General features: G+C 40.3%; 19 protein-coding genes and 1 pseudogene. 14 read left to right on the top strand and 6 right to left on the bottom strand.

Annotation, left to right across the window (positions count from 1 at the left end):
- Positions 1–331: 331 nt before the first annotated feature.
- Both CTN07_RS20450 and CTN07_RS20455 read right to left on the bottom strand, forming a co-directional pair.
- The gene (locus tag CTN07_RS20450; RefSeq protein WP_036766170.1) at positions 332–607 is read right to left on the bottom strand and encodes a helix-turn-helix domain-containing protein; all 276 of its coding nucleotides are present in this window, start codon (positions 605–607) and stop codon (positions 332–334) included.
- Positions 604–924 (bottom strand): type II toxin-antitoxin system RelE/ParE family toxin, encoded by a 321-nt coding sequence (locus CTN07_RS20455; RefSeq protein WP_023930920.1) that lies wholly within the window; start codon positions 922–924, stop codon positions 604–606. Before CTN07_RS20455 ends, CTN07_RS20450 begins: the two co-directional genes overlap by 4 nt.
- A gap of 303 nt (positions 925–1,227) precedes the next feature.
- Between CTN07_RS20455 and CTN07_RS20460 the strand changes: the two genes are divergently transcribed.
- On the top strand, positions 1,228–1,470 hold the full coding sequence (locus CTN07_RS20460; protein ID WP_232282496.1) for an ATP-binding protein: 243 nt from the start codon (positions 1,228–1,230) through the stop codon (positions 1,468–1,470).
- Here CTN07_RS20460 and CTN07_RS20465 read toward each other — a convergent pair.
- Both CTN07_RS20465 and CTN07_RS20470 read right to left on the bottom strand, forming a co-directional pair.
- Positions 1,442–1,579 (bottom strand): annotated as a pseudogene (locus CTN07_RS20465) (transposase family protein); the annotation flags it as partial. The gene CTN07_RS20460 and the pseudogene CTN07_RS20465 sit on opposite strands and share 29 nt — an antisense overlap.
- A gap of 68 nt (positions 1,580–1,647) precedes the next feature.
- Positions 1,648–1,884 carry a hypothetical protein gene (locus CTN07_RS20470; RefSeq protein WP_050787855.1) on the bottom strand — a complete coding sequence of 79 codons (237 nt, stop codon included), beginning with the start codon at positions 1,882–1,884 and terminating at the stop codon, positions 1,648–1,650.
- A gap of 193 nt (positions 1,885–2,077) precedes the next feature.
- Here CTN07_RS20470 and CTN07_RS22980 point away from each other — a divergent pair, with 193 nt between their 5' ends.
- From CTN07_RS22980 to CTN07_RS20495, 6 genes are all read left to right on the top strand, one after another.
- Entirely contained in the window at positions 2,078–3,736 is a 1,659-nt protein-coding gene (locus CTN07_RS22980) for a hypothetical protein (protein WP_005306748.1), read from the top strand.
- A 435-nt stretch (positions 3,737–4,171) separates the two neighbouring features.
- The gene (locus CTN07_RS20480) at positions 4,172–4,858 is read left to right on the top strand and encodes an IS6 family transposase (protein ID WP_005306753.1); all 687 of its coding nucleotides are present in this window, start codon (positions 4,172–4,174) and stop codon (positions 4,856–4,858) included.
- Between the two features lie 742 nt (positions 4,859–5,600).
- Positions 5,601–6,200, top strand: coding sequence for a DUF2913 family protein (locus tag CTN07_RS20485; RefSeq protein ID WP_005306756.1), 600 nt, complete (start codon positions 5,601–5,603; stop codon positions 6,198–6,200).
- Positions 6,201–6,726: 526 nt separating this feature from the next.
- Positions 6,727–7,482 (top strand): HPr family phosphocarrier protein, encoded by a 756-nt coding sequence (locus CTN07_RS20490; protein WP_005306757.1) that lies wholly within the window; start codon positions 6,727–6,729, stop codon positions 7,480–7,482.
- A 415-nt stretch (positions 7,483–7,897) separates the two neighbouring features.
- A complete protein-coding gene (locus CTN07_RS23300) occupies positions 7,898–8,029 on the top strand; it encodes a hypothetical protein (protein WP_005306759.1) in 132 nt (43 codons plus the stop codon).
- Between the two features lie 17 nt (positions 8,030–8,046).
- Positions 8,047–8,877, top strand: a complete 831-nt coding sequence (locus tag CTN07_RS20495; protein ID WP_005306762.1) for an ArdC family protein — start codon at positions 8,047–8,049, stop codon at positions 8,875–8,877.
- A gap of 199 nt (positions 8,878–9,076) precedes the next feature.
- Here the strand turns inward: CTN07_RS20495 and CTN07_RS20500 are convergent, their stop codons facing one another.
- The gene (locus tag CTN07_RS20500) at positions 9,077–9,463 is read right to left on the bottom strand and encodes an H-NS family histone-like protein (protein WP_036766173.1); all 387 of its coding nucleotides are present in this window, start codon (positions 9,461–9,463) and stop codon (positions 9,077–9,079) included.
- A 681-nt stretch (positions 9,464–10,144) separates the two neighbouring features.
- Here CTN07_RS20500 and CTN07_RS20505 point away from each other — a divergent pair.
- The 6 genes from CTN07_RS20505 to CTN07_RS20535 all read left to right on the top strand — a co-directional run bounded on the left by CTN07_RS20505 (position 10,145) and on the right by CTN07_RS20535 (position 14,138).
- A complete protein-coding gene (locus CTN07_RS20505; RefSeq protein WP_005306767.1) occupies positions 10,145–10,690 on the top strand; it encodes a hypothetical protein in 546 nt (181 codons plus the stop codon).
- Between the two features lie 265 nt (positions 10,691–10,955).
- Positions 10,956–11,192 carry a hypothetical protein gene (locus CTN07_RS20515; protein ID WP_146154897.1) on the top strand — a complete coding sequence of 79 codons (237 nt, stop codon included), beginning with the start codon at positions 10,956–10,958 and terminating at the stop codon, positions 11,190–11,192.
- 69 nt (positions 11,193–11,261) lie between these two features.
- Positions 11,262–11,570, top strand: coding sequence for a hypothetical protein (locus CTN07_RS20520; protein ID WP_050787856.1), 309 nt, complete (start codon positions 11,262–11,264; stop codon positions 11,568–11,570).
- Between the two features lie 42 nt (positions 11,571–11,612).
- The gene (locus CTN07_RS20525; protein WP_036766176.1) at positions 11,613–11,840 is read left to right on the top strand and encodes a hypothetical protein; all 228 of its coding nucleotides are present in this window, start codon (positions 11,613–11,615) and stop codon (positions 11,838–11,840) included.
- Positions 11,833–12,477: a DUF1281 family ferredoxin-like fold protein gene (locus tag CTN07_RS20530; RefSeq protein WP_005306770.1), complete on the top strand. Its 645-nt coding sequence runs from the start codon at positions 11,833–11,835 to the stop codon at positions 12,475–12,477. The genes CTN07_RS20525 and CTN07_RS20530 overlap by 8 nt, the downstream gene beginning before the upstream one ends.
- 1,298 nt (positions 12,478–13,775) lie before the next feature.
- A complete protein-coding gene (locus CTN07_RS20535; protein WP_050787857.1) occupies positions 13,776–14,138 on the top strand; it encodes a hypothetical protein in 363 nt (120 codons plus the stop codon).
- Positions 14,139–14,175: 37 nt separating this feature from the next.
- Here the strand turns inward: CTN07_RS20535 and traI are convergent, their stop codons facing one another.
- Positions 14,176–20,103, bottom strand: coding sequence for a conjugative transfer relaxase/helicase TraI (traI, locus tag CTN07_RS20540; RefSeq protein ID WP_005306775.1), 5,928 nt, complete (start codon positions 20,101–20,103; stop codon positions 14,176–14,178).
- 300 nt (positions 20,104–20,403) lie between these two features.
- Between traI and CTN07_RS22865 the strand changes: the two genes are divergently transcribed.
- Positions 20,404–20,547: a hypothetical protein gene (locus CTN07_RS22865; protein WP_157132378.1), complete on the top strand. Its 144-nt coding sequence runs from the start codon at positions 20,404–20,406 to the stop codon at positions 20,545–20,547.
- Positions 20,548–20,728 lie beyond the last annotated feature (181 nt).

Genomic DNA, 20,728 nt, shown 5'->3' on the forward strand with positions numbered 1-20,728 from the left:
TCAACAACGAGCCATTCGGCAACTTGAAGCCATCAATCCTGTCTTAGTTCACCCTGAACAATTTAAACCCAGTACCAGAAAAAAGCCGTGACTTCCCTACTCTATAACCAGTTTCTGAGCAAGATGAACTATCTTAAAAAGGACATTTTAAATTGGGATAAACAGATACACGGTAACGGCCAGATACAAAAAGACCGCCTATAGGCGGTCTTTTAACGTAATCAGATTTTATGTGAACTGCGCTAAATCGTATCTTGTTGCTAAATCGTATCAACCATGCATAAAAAAGGCCGCTACATATGAGCGACCTTTACAATTAAATTTACAAAAATTAAGCATGTTTAAAACCAAGATTTAGCTTAAATCCACATGCTTGAGCATAACTCACTAAAGTTTTAAGACTAGGATTTGATCGTCCAGATTCTAAACGCGAAATATTAGGGGCTTTTGTTCCCATTTTTTCAGCAACCTCATCTTGAGTTAAGCCTGATTTTTCTCTCATTGAAATTAGAGAATTTATCAATTCAAATTCAACACTTAGATCGTCATAAGCTTCTTTTACTTCAGGATTCTGTAATGCTTTTCTTTTTAATGCAGATAAACTCATAACTTCACCTCTTTCATTCGCTCTCTAGCAAGTTCTATTTCTTTTTTTGGGGTCTTATTCGTCTTTTTCACAAAAGCTCTTAATACGTAAACGTGCTGTCCTTTTAAATAGCAAAACAAACCTCTACCTATACCTTCTTGAGCTTTAGCTCTTATTTCAAAAAGCCCATCTCCCATTGAGTCTGTATGTGGTGGGCCTAAATTTGCTCCATGTAATTCAATTAATTCGAGTAACTTAATCATACGAGCCTGAATTTTAGGTGGCATTGCTAATATTTCATCTTCAACACCAGAGTAAAAATCCACTTTCCAAGCCATTCTATAACCATTAAACCTATCGTATATGATAGGTTACTTTAACATTACTGGCCTATTAAGGTCAAAAAATAGATTAAAATTGGTATCAGCAACAAGATACAAAAATACCGTCACGATGGACGGTATTTAACAAAAGATAACGAATGCTGTCCTACAGTCCAGATACACTGTAACGTCCAGAGACAACAAAGGTCGCCTTAGCGACCTCTTAAATTGTTAGCATTTAACATCAAATCTATTTATGCGCACCTTATTTAAGGTCTAGATATCCCTCGAATAACCCTACCCGATTACTTAGAGTCAATACTAAACGCTGAGCTTGAAGCAAGGGCCCAGCGCACAAGAGCGACGCTGACTACATTCACAAATTTTCCTATGGCAAAAACATTCGATGAATATGACTTCAAGTTCGTGACAGGCGCTCCGAGAAAACCGCTTAAGAAGCTAACAGGGTTAGAGTTCATCGAACGAAAAGAAAACGTAATGTTACTTAGCCCAAGTGCCGTCGGTAAGAGTCATCTTCCCAACCATCAGCCCCGGCGATGATGGCGCATACCGCTAAGAATAGAACATCGAATAATGGGTAACTGATTTAAGCGGACTGGCGCGGGTCTTTTAGGTTGCCGAAATGTTTAGAAAATACGTCAATGCTCATGATTATACTTCTAAAAAAAGGAGTATAAGATCACAACTAGATCCGTGGGTCAAATTTATTGTAACTGGTCAGAAAACATTCGTGATCTCACCCTGATGACCTTGGTTAGCAGCGCATCGAGCCCAATAATGAGAACTACTACAAGCTTCCATAGAAACTAAAGATACAGACTCTTTTATTAATAGTTCTTTTAGTTTATTACGGCTAACTTCTCGATTAAAAATAATTTGTCCTTGAGCTGTTCGTTTACAAACCTGGAAAATATTTTTCGCTAAATCTATTGCCAATATATTAGAGGTAATCATAGAAGCACCTTCTTATCTCGAATATTTTATTCACCGTACAACGTTAAGATGAGGGAGTCCATACATCTAGGAATTTCAATTCCTAACCGTTAAAGTATGAGTTAGCAAAATTTCATAAAAAATTTGCGACAGAACCTTAAATTAATGGTACAAAGATTTAAACCTTTTCACTAATCTTTTTAGGGTATATTTGATGCGTAATATAGTTGTATTGTTAAGTTTGTTATCTTTGGCTGGTTGTGGTGACGGTGGTTCAGATTCAGATAAATCAAAAATATCAGAAATGGCTAAACCTGAAATTGTTAAGCCTGAAGTTGTTAAGCCTGAAGTTGTTAAGCCTGAAGTTGTTAAACCTGAAGTTGTTAAACCTGAAGTTGTTAAGCCTGAAGTTGTTAAACCTGAAGTTGTTAAACCTGAAGTTGTTAAGCCTGAAGTTGTTAAGCCTGAAGTTGTTAAACCTGAAGTTGTTAAACCTGAAGTTGTTAAACCTGAAGTTGTTAAGCCTGAAGTTGTTAAGCCTGAAGTTGTTAAACCTGCAGATCCAAAAGATATGGCGTTGACATTTTTTAATGTTGATATGTATCAAAACGGTTCTGCTAATATAAAATATATAGAAATGAATGCTGGTAATCAACCATATGAACTGAATATTCATGAATTAAATGAACGCTCAATGTATGGAAATAAAATAACACATAAATTAAATTATAAAGATATAAATGGTAATCTGCATTCTGAAAACTATCTAATTGATGTAAATAATAAATTAATAATTAAAACAGATAACAGCATTTTATATAAAGATGGTACATATAAAACATTCAATTATAGTGACAAATATATTAATTTTGATTTTAATTTAGAAAAAGGACAAGAAAATAATAAAGTTTTTAATGTAACTACATTTGATAGTGATTTACATCATATTGTTACTATACCAATAAAAGTAACAACTAAATATATCGGATTAGATAAAATTGAAGTAGGTGATATTTTTTATAATACTGGTAAGTTTGAAACTATTGAAGATACTAAACATTCAAAAACAATTATAACAACTTGGTTTAATATTACTAATGGCGCAATTGTAAAACAAACAAAAATCATTAATGACATTAATAATACAACAATTAAAAATACATTAAATATTGTTGATTCTTCGATTAACTTTAATTATTTTTATAATAAAAATGCTTTTGATAAGTTTAACCTTGACTTTATGAATAGTAATCAAGTTAGTGAAAATAATATTAATTTATATATTGGTAAAGATAATCCGGTCATCATTAGTTTAATTAATAATAATATTAAAATTAGTAGTTATAATGATATTGATTTTGAGAATGCTAGTGTAGTAAGTAAAACGATTGAATCGCATTCTGATGGTGGTGTACTTTCAAGTTTTATAAGTAAAATTCAATATAGTCGTGTTGAATGTGAAGTTAATTGTTCAAGACCTATGATAAATACACTTTATTTATTAGGTGTAAGAAATAATTTTGATAATAGTAAAAATTATGATTCAGAATATGCTGGAGTGTATAATTGGTATAGAACAGATGATGGGTTTATTTCTGATAATTATTATATTGTTATGGATTTAAAAGCTAAAACATGTCAGATCTCTTCTAGAGTAAAACTTAATGCTTATAAATGCGTTAATTTAGATATTGATATTGATAGTGGTCAAATAGTAGCAGTTGTTGTTAACAAAAACACTGGAACATATGGTTCATTATTTGCTAATATTAACGGTAAAAATAATGAATATATTACAGGTGTTGTTCGTGATAAAAATATTAACGATAAAAGTATAGATACATTTATTATAAAAAAAGATAATTATACCTGATTACCCCTATACTTAGAACCTATCTCAATAGGTGTTGTCTGAGTTAAATCAACACCTATTGAAAATACTAAATTGAATGGGTTCTCTATGGCCTGTTCTCAAACAATCTAAATCGAGTAGAGGATTCAAAATATCATCCCCTGTAGTAACTTAACCGTATTAAGCTGTTAACAATACAACCACGAAACCTAGCATTAAAACCTAAACACAAAAACCAACGATTTGGTTCTAATAAAAACTTTCCCGTTTACAAGTGATTTTTTTGCTTCCCCGTCTCTATTTAACATATTCTATCTAAAGCGATCCGATATTGTAGCTCCCAAGGTAAAGTGTCTCTTTTTTGCAAAGCTAAAATGGGTTTTGTCGCAAAATTAGGGAACCCGTGAACAACTGAGAACTCTAATTAGTGACTTTAAATTTTCATCTCGACTCTATATGCAATTTTCTGGTTATCATTTCCCATCAGATATCATCCTTCAAGCTGTACGCTACTATGTAGCGTACAAACTCAGTTTCCGTGATATCGAAGAAATCTTTGCTGAAAGAGGTATTCGAGTCGATCATGCCACCGTTAATCGTTGGGTCATTCGTTTTGCTCCTTTAATTGAGCAAAATGCACGAACGAGCAAACACTATGTATCAAGTTCATGGCGTATGGACGAGACTTACATCAAAATCAAAGGGAAATGGTGGTATTACTATCGGGCAGTCGATAAATACGGTGATATTGTAGATTTTTATCTTAGTCAAACACGAGATGAAAAATCCGCTCAAGCCTTTCTACGAAAGGCTATTCGAACAAATGGATTGCCTGAGAAAGTCGTTATTGATAAAAGTGGTGCCAATGCTCAGGCACTTCATAATATGAATATTCAATTATGGAAAAGTGTTGTTTTTATGCTCAATCTGATTGAAGTTATTGATGTAAAATACCTCAACAATATAGTTGAGCAAAGCCATAGGCCAATCAAACAAAAGATGTATCAGGCTCTCGGTTGGAAATCTGTTGAGGGAGCACAAGCTACGATGTCAGGTCAAGAAGTTTGGACGCAAATCAAGCGAGGTCAAGTTGGCGAGCTAAGCTTACCTGTATGGGAGCGCTTTTACGCGCTCATAGCATAATTGCGTCCGAAATTCGACGCGCTTACGCCTTACGTAAACTTTGCGACAGAACCGAATTTTAGTAATGGAGCATAAAGAGATATCAATTGTTGAATGTATCTTTGTTAAGGAATTGATTTACTACATAGAGCTGTCTAACGGTGATAAAGGTTTAGTCGATTTTTCACCTTTGGCCTCAAACATCAATTGTTTAATCAGATCCTAAGTGAAGATAGAGGGATAAACTATTATCTCGATGGCTATACAATAGAGTGGTACAACGGTGCCGATATCGCTCCTGAATGGGTTCAAGAGCACCTATTATCAAGGTGTGCATAAAAAAATGCCGTTACTTTGGCAAAGTAACGGCACCCAGCAAAATTGGTTACTTGTTATTAGCCTTACATCTACAACAAGTCTATGCTGAAGTCTACTGTGAGCAATGTCGTGCCTTTAAAGAAAAAAGAAATGGGTAGTTCCTTTTCCCCAAGTGCAGATTAATGATAACACGTATCATTTGTTGTTCAAGACTTTATTGAGAATAGTTATCATCTATCTTGCGATGATTGATTAAGAACCGATAGGGGATATTTGATCAGTTTCTTGTCATATAAAATATCCCCCGAAAGGCAGGACAGCTTTCGGGGGATAGTGTCTTACGTATTGGTTGTTGTTTTTACTCAATGATCACTATCTAATGACAGTGAATCTTTATCGTATCGTTTTTTTGATGAATGTCTAGTGTTATAGATGAAGGTGCATTTTGTTTAACAGTCCTTACCATGCTCTGCTATCCGATGCTGTAGATAATGCGCTGCTACACCTTTATAGCGAAGTGAGTGCGTCAACTCGGTTTTTTCCAACCATCAAACGCAATGAAATATTGGTGCGCTATTTAAAACCCAAACTCAAATCCCCTAAATACAAGTTGGTTAAAGCTGAGCTGAAAATCATGATAGGTATTGGTCGAAATCCAGAGGGGAATTTGGAGGCAAAACTCATTGAGTTAAATCAACTGGCAAACAAAAATCGGCAGAACACAACTGATGCGCATTCGCTGTTTCAGCTCATGGAACTGCTTGATGCTGAGCATAACTTTGATTCTAAGCTGTTTAACCCAGATATTATCTCGGTTGCTGATGTGATTTATATCTTACCTGAGCACATAGAGCATTGCTTTGCTGATGATGGTAAACAGGTGGCTCCTGTGTCACTATTCATCGAATCAGACCGCACGACAGAGCTATTACTGGCTATTGATAATTCTGAATTGTTCACGACTGAATTAAAAGAGTGGAATGAGCAGAAAAAACAGGCACATATCTTACTTCACCCGATAAAAGCAGAAAAAAATACCCGTTAAGTCTGCGAGACCAAAACGGGTAATCGTCAAGACAAGCCTACAGAGTAGGTTTATTATTGTTATATATACGATATTGATCAGAATATCGGACTAAGCTTGCGGAGTTGTTTATTTCGTATGCTTAGCTGAATATCTTATCGCTCTTTTCGGTAATACTGTCAATGAATACACAAAATTGAATCAGATTTTGTGTGAAAAGTGTCACTTCCATTAAAAACATTCGCAGAAAAGGCTCCCTTTGCTTTATTCCGTGCAAGCACGGGCAAAGGGCTACGTTTCTCTGCTCATAAAGCGCCCTACTAGCTCAATCTTCCCCTTACCATCAAGCGCACTCTGATGTTCAAAACTTTGCCTCCATTCTTCACCCAACTCCTTCACGACCTCATTTCCCCAAAGCCTACTGAACCTTCACCTGTCATAACCTGCTTAGCCAGGGAGGCTACGCCGCTTCGCGCCCTTGCTAAGCAGAACAATGCCAGGTGTGCGGGTAGGCATTCGGACAAATAAGGCAGCAAAGGAGCCTTCTATGAATACTCGCAGCAAGACCGCAACAAAGTTCTACACATCAGAACGCGCTGATAGCTCAGTGCAGATTGGCCTAGCAGGGCGCGAAGTGGATCTTGAGAGTGTGATGAGCGAGGGGAACGCGACCCACCACTTGTCATCCCTTGATGTTTCACAAGGCACAGATGTAACAGACATAAAAGAAGATCCCTCTCTGATTCTAAGAACGTTAAAAGCCGGACGTCTTCGAAAAAACGCAAAAACCGTAGAGCAGGTTCAATCTTTGGTTAAGGCATCCACCGGAATTTTTGTCCATGAGGTTAATTGGAATAGGGGGGTGACCGAAACGGATTTTTGGGACTGGTTTCATCGAATGTGGCCAAACATCACTATTGAGGTGAGTTGCGGCCAAAGTGGACTCACCAATGAAGTGCGATTTTTTTCATTAGGGCAACGAAAACATTGCGCGCTGGCAAGACTGGTCTTCCATGACTTGAAAAAGGCCGCTTTTAAAAAGGCAGTCAAATCTGAAATTAACCGATTACTCACCGCCATTCTTGACGATGAAGATTTTCTGCAGGATGACAAGATGAGAGCAATAGGATCTCGATTTGATCGTATGTATGACCGAGCCAATCTAAGTGCATTCGATACCGAAGAGAGAGAAACACAACGGTTGGCCGCGCAAGCTGTGGCTCTTGGCATCTTAGGTCTGCTCAACTGCGGCAAGTCTACGGTGAGTCCTAAAGTGAAAAAGTGGGCCGAGTTGCTGTATTAATAAGTGCACTCATACCTAGCTGTTTGTTCAAGGTATGTTTTCATCTCAAGTGTGGTGCGGATGGTCAGATCTAGAGCATTCGCAGAGCTTGGGCAATGTGTGATTTACCGTGCAAGCACGGGCACATTGCCTCTGCTCTTCGCTCACAGAGCATTCGGCCTGCGTCCTCACAGAGCAGAGCTTTCACTTCAATTGGCTAACTGATTGTAATCGCGGTCATTATCTTCATTCATCAGGCTCTATCCCCATTGGTTGTTTTCTTCTTCTATCGCTGTCTGCCTATGACCGTCACCCACCACATTCTTTGTTGCAAGGGAGGCTTCGCCGCTGCGCGCCCTTGCTACAAAGAACGATGGCGAGTGCTTGGTCTGTCAGGCGATGACGAAGATGAAAACTAACCCAAGAGGACGAAACCATGACTCATTCAGCTAATCACCACTCAACAATCACTAAGCCACTTGAAGCGACTCAGGGCGTTGCCCTAAGCACCCAGGCTCCAACAAAAATGAATCATCTAAGAGCAAAAGCAAAGCAAAAAAGCGAGTAGGCAAGGCGTCTAAAGATATGTACCAGCTTGTAACTGACCGTGTGATCGCAGCACTAGAGCAGGGCGTCAAACCGTGGAGCTGTCCATGGGAGCGATCAAATCAAAGCACGATGTTGCCGATGAATTTAAAAACGGGCGCACGTTATACTGGCATTAATGTGTTGCTGTTGTGGAGCTCTGCTGCAGAACGTGGTTTTACGAGCCCTTACTGGCTCACTTATAAACAAGCGCAAGAGCTGGGTGGCAATGTGGTAAAAGGACAGAAAGGTACAACCATCGTTTTCTATACCTTGTGGGAGAAAGAGGACGGCGATGGTAAGCTGGATAGGATCCCAATGTTAAAAACCTTTACCGTGTTTAATCTTGACCAGTTGGAGAACATCGACAAGCCGGATCTTATCTCGGAGCCAACCTACACTAAAAACGAGTTTAATCTTTTGCCTCATGTGGAAGCGGCCATTGAAAAGACCCATGCACAGATTGAGTATCGAGGCAGCCGAGCGTTTTATTCCCTTGGTGATGATAAGATTGTGATCCCAAATCGTGATCGCTTCCATTCTCAAAGTGATCTCTATGCCACGATTTGGCACGAGCTGGTTCATTTTACTGGGCACCCTAGCCGACTTGACCGTAATATCATGAATCAATTTGGTTCAAAAGACTACGCGGTGGAAGAGCTCGTTGCTGAATTGGGGGCCGCGTTCTGCTGCGCAGATCTTGGCATTATCGGCGAGGCGCAACATGAAAGCTATATTGCAAGTTGGCTCCATCGTCTGCGTAATGATAAGCGCTTTATCTTTAAGGCGGCCTCTCTTGCCAGTAAAGCTCACCAATTTTTATTACCCTAACCAGTAAGAGCAGGCTTGCGGCCTGCTCTTAGCCCTTGCCTTTAGTGGTTCGCTGCTGAGACAGCGAAAGGTGAGGGCACTCTTTCTCCGAGACCATAATTTTGATAGATTCTTCATTATGGACGAGCATCGGGGCTCGTTCATAAGCCCTTGCCACGAGAGTCTCATCGCTTAGACGGTGAGGGCAAGGGCTATCGCATTAAATTAGGTAATCGTCCAGGTTCTTATCTGCTAAGAACTTTGGTGTGCGACCCTGACCCGTCCAGGTTTTCTCCTGGCCGTCTTCATCGGTGTAACGGTATTTGGCTGGACGTGGCGTGCGGCTCGATTTCTTCGACTTCGATGCGGTCATTGATGCTATCAACTCTTCTGGATCAATACCGTCTGCTAAAAGTAATTGACGGTACATCTCTAGTTTCTCTTCTTTCTCTCGGTTTTCTGCACGTAGCTGCTCTTCTTCCTGAGCTCTTTCATTAACAACTTGAGTTAACTTCTCCAATCCTTCTTGTAATTGCTCTAGGGTTAATTCTCGGGACTGGGTTCGTAAGGTTCGTAGGTTTAATAACACGCTGATGGTTTCTGACATCTTTGATTTGCTCTATTTGACTGTAAAATGATTAAGATAAGATCATATCATAATTTCTTTTTTCTATAACGTAGCTCAAAACTTGATCCGCATGATTTAACACTACTTTTTCGGTGATATTTTCTATCTTTGATTCATTCTTGATGTAGTCTTTGCTCTCTCTTTAGATACCATTTTGCTGATTTTGCTGGTTAATTTTCCTATCCCTCTTTTTCTCTCATAAACCTTTCTTAACCTTCTTTCCTTGGGCGTTTTAACGGGCTTTTCGCTTCGCTCCTGTCGCTAACCTGCATCCGTATTGGCAACAAGTTGCCAACGGCTGCTAGGTTCCAGACAGTCAATCCCTAACGCAACAGCATTCGCAGACATTCATTCTAATTTGCCTTGTTCCGTGCAAGCACGGGCAAATTACAATGAATCCCTGCTCACAAAGAATGCACCCTACTAGACCAATCTTCCCCTCACCATCTGCTCACTCTGATGTTCCTATCTTTGCCGCGGCCTGCTGCAGTGGCCCATCCTAACTCCTTCACTACCTAATTTCCCCTTCGCCTACTTAACCTTCACCTGTCATAACCTGCTTAGCAAGGGAGGCTACGCCGCTTCGCGCCCTTGCTAAGCAGAACAATGCCAGGTGTGCGGGTAGGCATTCGGAAAAATCAGGCAGCAAAGGAGCCTCTTATGAATACTCGCAGCAAAACCGCAACAAAGTTCTACACATCAGAGCGCGCTGATAACTCAGTGCAGATTGGCCTAGCAGGGCGCGAAGTGGATTCTGAGAGTGTGATTCGCGAGGGGAACGCGACCCACCGCTTGTCATCCCTTGAGGTTTCGCAGGCTCCCGCGCTTCGCGCTCCATGTGCTGCGCACATATCGAGGGCAAACGCACGTAAGGCAAACATCTTCAAGCGTGCGTGGTCGTTGGCAGCACAAAAAGCCCTTCGCTTTGGTGGCGAAAAATGTACCTACTTTGCTGCTTGTCTGAAAGTGGTTTACCGCCAAATCAAACTGACTCACACAGAAAGCCGCCAGCAATACGGCGACTTAATGAAACGCAACAACGAGTATTTAAAGCAACTAAAAGAGAGGTTATCACGCTATGAATCTAAACCTGATTTGTTACATCGAGAGCAAGCCATTGCTGATTTATTGCCCCGTATTAAAAACGCTCAGGTTCGCCAGAGCTATTACGTTGACCTCATTTTTTGTGCAGGAATAGAGCTATGAGTGCCTTTAAGTGGGACAGCAACACAAAGCCAAACCAAAGGCAGTATTTAGTTTGGGGCAACGTTAGTCAGCTCCCTTTCCACCGACATTATGAGGACGACCAGCAAGTTATCATTTGCGACGAAATCATTATTTACAACATAGAGATAGATAGGGAGGGCAACTTTACAGGCTATTTCTTTGATGAAGATAGCCAAATTATAGAAAGCTACCAAAAAGATCTTCAATTTCAATTTAAGCGCATGATAAGCGCGGAGGAATTTAGATGTATTACAACGCTATCCGATTTGAAGAGCGCGAAATAGTACCGCTAATGAGTCAGCAAGAATTAGACAAGTTAGTGATCCAATACCACATCAAAGACATTAAGGCGTATTTAAGGGGGGAAGAAGCACAAGAGAGCGCAAGGCGTTCATTCGTTGAACTGCAATCCATAGGATTAACACCCTATGAGATTGCAAAACGTGCGAAATGCAGATTAAAAGATTTAATTTTCGCATAAAACAAAGGCTCAAAACGAAACGGTCAAATATCGTTTGAGCCCTAGCTAACTAATAAGGAATATATAACTATGACTAATAAGAGTCAAGACGAAATTCAAAACATTGAGCCTATCGAGTTTGATTTAGGCGTAATTGTGGTAACACGTGGCGTAGATGCTTTTTTAGATGGTAATCACTTACCGCTGGTTATTCCCTTAAAGCAACATAAAAAAGGGGATTGGGGGCTATGTTATGAAGAAGATGCAATTTTAAATAATTTTGCCACTCACAATGGAGACCAAATTTTATCTGTTTATGAAATCAACGACGAAAGGATTTGGATTGTTACCGAGTGGGATAGAAGCGTAACCACCATTCTTTTTCCTAACGAATATTAATTAACTTTGGAGGTGTGCCCCGAAAGGGGCACATACGAAAATATGACAGATAAATATTTTGTTTCTGGTGTGCTTGGTGAGTTTGCATTTTACGCGCTTCATTTAGGCAATCAATTAATCCTTGAAGATAAGCTCATTATTAATAATGTAACCTTGGTCAATGACGTGTTTAGCGGATTAATTGAAATACCACCGAATGACAAAAACACTCTTAACCAATATACGCCACGACTAGAAACCGTCAAAGCACAAGGAAAGAGCCATGCCTAATCATATACCTGATCATATTTTAAATGTTATCTCAATAGATTCTGATGATAGACAACAAAGCGAGCAAGGCATTTTGTCCATACTCGACAATCAAGGGGTATTTGATTTTAACCGTTATATTCCGATGCCAAGAATACTACGTAATACCCAAGCACCAAATAGAATAAATCCTGACGAGTGCCGCAATAAAACGGGTTATATAGATTGGTATGAATGGTCTTGGGATAATTGGGATACAAAGTGGAATGCTTACAATCAAAATATCGAATATGACGGGTTAGACGCGAAACCGTGGCACTTATCCTGTAAAACCAAAAACATTATATGCAATTCAAAATACCGCGCTTATTTGAAGCGACAAAACAAAAAACGATTCAAAGCGAGCATTATAGAAAACGGTGTCCCTGAGCATGTAAAATTCTATAGCGCGTGGGTGCATCCTGAAAAAGTCATTATTGCCATGTCAAAGAAACACCCTAGTTTTTATTTCAGAGTAAAGTTTGCTGATGAAGATATAGGTTACGACGTAGGCGAGTATGTGATCAAAAATGGAAAACTGTTTGATGTGAGACGTGATATTAATTTTGAACATAAGGAAGAAGCATTTGCGAAAAAACTTTGGAATGAATACAATTAAACCGAGGTAATAAATTAAGCCTGCTATCATAGCAGGCTTTTTTATGCCTTGTGTTCCTAAAAAAATTCGAGCGCTTTATTTTGTTATCTTTTGAGTTTTACAGGTGATTTTATTATTGGTGATGTGATAACAAAATAAAGCGCCCAGTCGCTATGACTTGCGTGTCATTATAAAGAATGGCATACGCGGAACGAGCATTTCTTATACTCGCAAGCTCCTAACGAAATGCAAGGCGAGTTACCCACATACCCACAAAAATCGCTCCGGTTGTTTTTATTCCTACGCTCTTATGTGGATATATGGATAACTCGCCAATGACGCTGTGATATTATCGCTAACCAATAGGCTAAGGATTTATACACATATTAACAGGGTAGCTCCGGTTTTTTTGATGCCTCCGCAAACCCCATTAATATGTGCATAAATCTGACTCGCTTTAAGTACGCAAAGAGCATTCCCAGAAATTAATTTTAATTTGCTATGTAACCGTGCAAGCACGGGCAAATTAAAATTAATCCCTGCTCACTATTTCGTGCTCGTGATAGGTCTCTTTTGTCATACGACAGCATAAACTTTCCCTTATTTTAACCGCATGGCAATTTAGCCTAGCAGGGCGGCGGTAGTCACTCCATAAACAACGAGGTATTAAATCTCATCTTGTTATTGCCTTCGATCTTCCCGTTCGTGGTCTATTTAATATTGCTGGCTCGGACGCATAAGATCTATTATCCCATTAACCAATATGTTTGCGTCCTTAGTATCGCTGCGCGATGAGTGATCGCGTTTTAATTTGGTGAAATCCATTCCCTTTATTATTTAACGGTAAGATCTGCATCTAATCCACTTAACCAACAGAGGAACCCAGACGTTATTTCTCTGACCTAACGAAAACCCCGCGAAATAACCCGTTTCCCGCTTAAACCTACTTATTTAACCTCAGTGCATTTTGAGAGCTCAGAAAGACCTGACACACCTCGTCACCTGTCAGGTGAAACATAAGTGGTTGTCTGTAAAAGAAAAACACATCATTCAGGCATTTTCAAAAGTTGCGAAAAAGTATCATGAAAAGTGTACACCACATTTACACCAAATGGTGTAAATGTGGTGTAATTCTATATATATCATTAGGTTACTGTAAAAATAGCAATACTTACACCATTCTTACACCGCGCGGTGTAAAAGTGGTGTACAAATAGAAACAATAACTTAGAAATATACACATGAATGTGGTGTAAAAGTGGTGTACACTGGGGTTTGTGTGGTGTAAGAAATTACACCGCCATTTTGGAGCGTTTTGGATGGCAAGAAACCCTAGAATACAATTACCATTTTCTGAACAGTTATATTCTCGTCTTGAGAATTATCAAAAGAGTAATCAGTTTTCTACATTGACAGATGCAACAAAAGATTTAATTGAATTTGCTTTATCAATAAAAGAAAGGATGAATGATAGTAGCGCTAGATCAACACGTGAAATACTTGAGGAAATATTAGCGACGCAATACACGCAAGAAAAGCTAGCCAAACAAATGTATATGGCTGCATTCGATCCAAGTATTCGAGTGCCAAGTGATATCGCGGCTATGGTTAATGCGAAATTTGATAAGTTCAGTGAGGAATCAAAAGAAAAGTCGCACAAGTTTATTCTTGGAGAAGAATAAAAAAAGGCAGTCACAAAGATTGTGACTGCCTTTTATCTTATAACGATGGATAATCCATTTCTTTTTCCAACTCTTTCTCTTGAGTCAGTTCTCTCTCTGTTTGTTCTTGGTGAAGGTCGTATTCAGCCAGTGCTTTATCAACTACCTCATTAGCTAGGTTATTCGCGTGTTCAATACCTTTTGGTTCAATAACATCAAGTAACGATGCCATTTCCTTGTCACTAAACTCTTGTGATTTGTTAATGTCATCGACCAGTTGAACTATTTTATTAGTATCAAATTCATGCTTTCCTTTAAGTTCTGCAATATCATCATTGACCTTATCACTAATCAATATGCCAATATCTTGTGGTGATAATCCGTCTATGGCTTCTTTGACAATAGAGACACTATGACCTTGAGCGGTTAACTTATCAGTTATATCGTTAATCAAATTTTGATTTGATAATTGACTCTCATTTGCCATGATAATAATTTGCTCACGTAACGCCTTTGTATCGAGCGTTCGTAAATCATGAGCATTGTTCACCGCGACAATATCAACATCGTGTGTATTGGCCCCTAATAATGAAATTCCATTTTCAAGGCCAATTGCAACCACGCTAATATCAGGTAGAGTTCCATCATTAAGGACAATACCATGACCTGATTTATTTCCCATTAAGCGCTTAGGTATTGTTAAATTATCTGCCAAATCACCATCCTTGTTTAAATAGGTGATTTCAATCGCTTCAATTTCTCCTTTGTTATTAGTTAATGCCGCTAATAATGCAGGGTGAGTGGATTTTGTTTCAGAGGAATACACTTGTTCATGAAAACGCAATGCAGGATGTGATTCAAAGTCGTGGTAGGTTTGATTGTTAATGTAAGTATTGGCAATGGTCTCTTTTAGTTCCACTCCTTGCTCAAAGTAATTAATTGCCCGTGCTTTTAAATTACCCACATGTTTAGGTAAAGTGTTCACTAATTTATCATGCTTTTCATTCTCAATCAGATTGTGATTTTCTGGCTCAGTTAATATTTGCTCTGCAAAATTAACCGCCTCTTTAAAGCTAAAAGATTTGGCTGACATAATCAGATTAATTAAATTCCCCTTATCGCCGGTAGTCCAATCTCGGTAATATCCGCGATATTCTCCGGTCAATGTGACCTTTAAATGAGACTTACCTCGACCAAAGGCGAGATAATCATTATCGGATTTTGAATTATTAGGCTGTCCTAATAATTCAATGGCAAGCGACTCCGTATAAGGTGTTAATTGTTGTGCTAAATCTTTCGCATAAAGTGATAACTTAAATTCTCCGTGTTGTTGGTATTTAGGGTTTTCTTTCGGTATGCTTTGCACATCGAAATGATGTTCATTAGGGTGGTTGGTCTGATTTATGGTCTCAATGGCAGAGCTGTTATTATCAAAATGATTCAGCCAACTTCGCATTAATCCCTTTTCGTTATCCGTAAATATCATCGCGTGCTGGCTTGCACGCGATATATCAATATAAGCACGGCGTAAGTTTGTTAATTTAGCGCCTGAATCAATAACGGAAATAACATGGTTCATTGTAGAGCCCTGAGCCATATCAGCCGTTTTGGTATAACGATAATCCCAATGGCTGCTTTTCATATCATTTAATGGAAGGGTGATAGTTTTATCTTTATCGTAAGATAACGTCATCGTGTCTTTATTAATAGAAGATACCGTTAAATCGGTATTACCTGTTAATCCCAATTCCTTATCGGTTTTACGCCAAGTGATTTTATCTCCTGAAGTTAAAGGCATTTCACTACCAATCCATAGTGTTGTCATCTTATGGTCATGCTTTGCCGGAATAAATGCTGTTTGTTCTCCTGTTGTCATGTTTGTCACCATTAATAACTCATTGCGTCTATCAATACTGTCGATATGTAAATAATTATCTCGGCCAGTATTAATAATAAGTCCAGCCTTGTAAGGCATCATGGTTTTTAATTCTTCTTTGGTGGTGCCAATACCTCGAAGGCGTGTCACAGGGGTATCGGATTTATCTGGTAACTCCTTCATCTCTTTTAATCCTTTTCGAATTAAACCAGCTAATATATCTCGTTCTCGGTTGGAGTAAGCAATCATTAAAGTATTTTCTCGACTCTCTGGAGTTCGAGATAAATACTCGGCGGCAGCAGATTGATATAACTCTTCCTTGGCAACCTCGCGGTCTTTAGCTGAGTTGCCTGTATCGTTATAGGTAGAAATCACGGTCTGGTTATGGTGACTCCCATGGAGGGGAGACTGTTGTTTTATCGCCTCTAGCATGGATTCAGGTTGTTGGTTAATTACATTTTGTACCGCACTCAAAAGCTCTGGGGTCTGTTGACGTTTGATGTCTTTCATTACGACGGTATCAATGGATTTTGTGCGATAGGCTAACTCAAACGGTTTACCCGCTTCTTTGGATTGAAGCTGGTAAATATCACCCAAAAAGGTGGCTCTTGCCCCTGCATTGTTTACCAGGGCGGTAAACGCATCAAACTGAGCGTTGGAGGCCATCGAGCTTTCATCGAGTAGGAACAGGGTGTTCCTGTACCTGTCGGGGGTGGTATCGCCCATCAGTAAGTCTTTGAGTAAAGACTGGGTGGTTTGAGCGGGGATGCCTTTTTCCTTCAATTCGTTAACGGCAGCGTGAGTAGGCGCTAAGCCTAATATCTCAATCTTAGCGTTACCGCGTAACGCCTGTGTTTGCTCGATTAAGGTTTTACCTTGCTCAAGCATGGTGGATTTACCCACACCTGCAAACCCTTGCACGATAGTGTAACGGTCATGGGTGGTCGCCATGAGCTTTACAGCGTCTTTCTGGCCGTCAGTCATCCAATCTTGCTGTGCAAGATAGGCATCAGCCTGTCGCTCACTGGCGTAACTCGCAACTTGCCCTTTGCCTGCATCGAGGCGGGTTAAGATGCGTTTTTCAGTCTCAATCGCTTCTTGGGTTGTCCAGCGAGTGCCATCACTAAATTGAGCTGAGAGGACCGAATCTTGTTGCTGCAGCTCATTGAGTTTCTTGTGTATCTCACTCTCCAATACCGTGGTGCCTTTCTCGTCCATAGCAAAACGAATGGCTTCTACGACCAATTCGCTGTGCTTAAAGCCTGCCTGCTGCTCACTGACATGGCTAAGAGCAAAGTTTACCGCTTGCTCTATCAATGGTTTTGGGGCTTGTTGATTGAGAAGGGCTTGCATGGCCACCGTCACATCACTCTGCAGCGTGTCAACAGTCTGGGCGTTAACGTACTTATCGAGACTTTGGGTACTTGCCATCACACGAGCCATAGAAGAGGGTTGAATGTGGGATTTCTCCATCCGTGACTCCAATTTTTCTTGATTGTCGGTGAAGATATGCAGTTGCTTGCTTCCTTGCTGCATGAGCTCATACAAGGCCTCTTTCGAGGCGGTATAACTCTGCATATCAATCAGGGTGGTTGTTTTTCCGTGAGTGGCGTTATTCAGGGTATTGGCATAACCATAAGAAAGGGCTGAGTCCTCTAAATACGAAAGGGGCACTAAATGCCCCTTTCCGTTGTCATCTTTAAGACTGAGCCCCAGCCAGCCTATTTTTTCCACCGTCACGGTGTCGTTCTGTTTTAAGTCCGTTCGAAAGACGTCTCCATTAATCCGCAGGCGGTCTCCGGTGGCGACTTCTATCTTGGCCGGTTGGCTAACAAAATAGGGGGTTGTGTTTTCTTTTACATTCACATAGCTGCGATTATTATCGCCATCGAGTAATTGAAGGGTTTGAGCTCGGCTGTTGACTTTCTCTACCGTGTATCGTTCAACCTTTCCATCGTTGACTTGTGATATCACCATTCCTTTTTGATAGCTCTTGATGGAGCGCTGCTGCTCTGGTGACATAAATACAGGGTTAAGTGTTGGGATTTCGACACGCTTCTCGCTCAGTTGGCCGCTTTTATCCAATTGGTGACGAATGACACGATTGAGATTGTCGCTGTCACTTTTGTTGGTGGTTAATACTTGAGTTTCTGAACGCTCTTGCTTGGACAACGCCTGATACCGCTCGGCTAGGATTTGATGGCGCTCTTTCTTATCCACTTCACTGGTTTTAATTTGCGTTTGAGCCAGTTGAGCCCCTTGCCAGATGTGTGTTCGAACATTGCCTTTTTGCACAACCTCCATAGCATTACCAGCTCGAAGTCCCTGACTGCGTTTCGTATGGTTCAGAAAGACCAGCTTATTGCCCTGGTGTTGCGCCAGGTCAATCAACTGTTGCGTCTCTTTGACTCCTAGCTGGTTAGCGTGCTCAATCACCAAAATGCTGTCTTTGGTTTTCTGGCGCTGCTCGGCTTGATTAAGGTATTGATAAGTGGTGTGAACCACGTCAGGGCGAAAGGCATTCTTCACCCATTGGGTTACACTGAATGCTTGACGCTTAACCTGCTGCTCTGTTTGCTGTTTAACCAGCTTGTTAGGGGTAATGAAGTGAATGGATTTTCCTGAGTTTTCGCTCACATGCAGCAAGGATTCACTGAGCTGTTTACTGCTACCCGAGAGGTTAACGACATTCACTTGTTTGGTGCTAGCAAGTATGTCGGCTAGGGTCTTTTTGGTATCGGCTTTTAAATTGAGCTCATTAAGTGCTGTTGATTCTGCGTGAACTCGTAACCCATGAGCTCGTTTTTGTGTTGATTCAATCAGTTTAGCTTCTCGGTCTACTTGCTCTTGTGTGGTAAATAGACTTTGCTTGTTATCAAGAGCAATCAAATCGCCATGTTTGATTTTGCTATCTAATACCTGTTTTAATCCCCCTATCTGGGTGATGGCTTTTGGGGCAAATTTATCTAACGCGGTAACCAAGACTTTTTCATAACCAAAAGCACTGAGGCGATCACTGAGATAGCTAATGCTATTTTCAATAGCTTGCTGTAACTTTTCATCCGGTACAGATAGGTTACTTTCCTTTCTATGCTTACCGTTGTATGAATCCGCAACGAACTCCAGTCCATTAAAGTCCAGTTTTATATTTTTGACCTGCCATTCTTTTATCAGCGAATCTTCGGGGGTATAGGTTTTGGCTTTGCGAGTTTGGTGGGCAATGTGATCGCGAGCTTTCCCTGATTTGATACCTAACTCTTGTTCTTGCTCTAGGATTTGTTGGCGTCGAGCTGAATTGGCATCAATGACCTCATCCGGAATCCCATCAATATCTATTTGGCTGTTGCCTAGAGATTTAATGGCATACCCCATCTCTTCGAGAGCACGACCGAGTTCACTTTGGTAAGCCATACCGTAATATTTTTGGTTTTCCAGTATGCGCTCATAAGTGCCTTGGGTCTCAAACCCATTTTGTACGGATGAAGAGGCCAGATTTTTGAGTGAGCCTTGTTTGTCATAAGTCATGTTGGCTTGAAGAGCGTGGGTGTGTAATTGGGGGTCATTCTCACGGCTGGTTTTGTGCTGGACTAAACCAAACAATAAATTTTGCGTATTTTCAAATCGGCGTTCTTTATTTTCAGCAACTTTGGCTTGAGCCGTATCTTGCTCCATCAAATTGAGCGCTGTTTTAACCGCAGCATTATGCGCGTCAATAATGCGAGTATCACCATAGACCAAGGCTAGAATACTGGCCCCTTTGGGGGCTGAGAACACCAAATCATATCCTGTTCGACGGGTATCGGAATGCGCTCTTGGTGTGTGATCATTATTCAATTGGCCGTTGAGTACCGCTTCCAGTTTTTGGTGTTCAATTTTGTGGCCTAAAATCCCTTCTTTCTCGGCAATTTTTCCATACCACTGTGTTGTTTTTTCCGTGCCGCTTTGCTCAGCAAGGTAGTAATCGGTGGGAGCAAGAAGGGACTCTTTTGTGGGTTGAGTGTCGGGCTTGAGGGTAAATTGTGGTTGGTTTAAGTTAAGTTGTTTTTCTTCTTCGAGGTAATACTTACTGGCACCCGAAGCGCCGCCGCGTAATGAGCTTAGTGATAACATAACATGTCCTGTTTAGTCGTGAGGGTAAACAAAGAAAGATAGAAATGCAGTGATCTCTGCAATCAGTACAAAAAGTACGTCAAAAGGTATGGTTAACCTCGGTGGTTCAATTAAATAAGTATTGTTTGAATGGGATAAATCTGAGTAGAATGGCAGCGGGTGCTTGAGGCTGTCTGTCTCAAGCATTTTTGCAAAAGACAGATAGTAGAAAGCCCCGAATGAACGTTAAATTCAAACGAGGCTCACTAGATGTACATAGACAATACAGATAGTAGTCTCTTTCTCGAAAGGAGGCAAGCTATGCCAAAGAAAGTTATCTTTATCACTGTGACAGTAATCGTAACCACTGTCATTGCCCTTGGGATCTTTAATCGCTCATTATGCAGCGTTGAGATAGGAGGGCTAGGGTTAACCTTTAAGGCTGTGCTTGCTTACGAATCTTGATGGAGCCTAGAGGTTAGGGCGAAAGCCCTAACCTTTTGGATTGTGGCTGTATGTAGACCCTGTAAATAATTCTGTGTAACTGTCGAGATTACATGTACTCAGAGAGTCGGTCTTCGAACATAATCATAAAGCGGTTTAGAGCTTGTCGCCAGTTTCTAATCGGCATCGTCCACTTCTTAGA

This window comes from Photobacterium damselae (assembly GCF_003026815.1).
Taxonomy (GTDB): domain Bacteria; phylum Pseudomonadota; class Gammaproteobacteria; order Enterobacterales; family Vibrionaceae; genus Photobacterium; species Photobacterium damselae.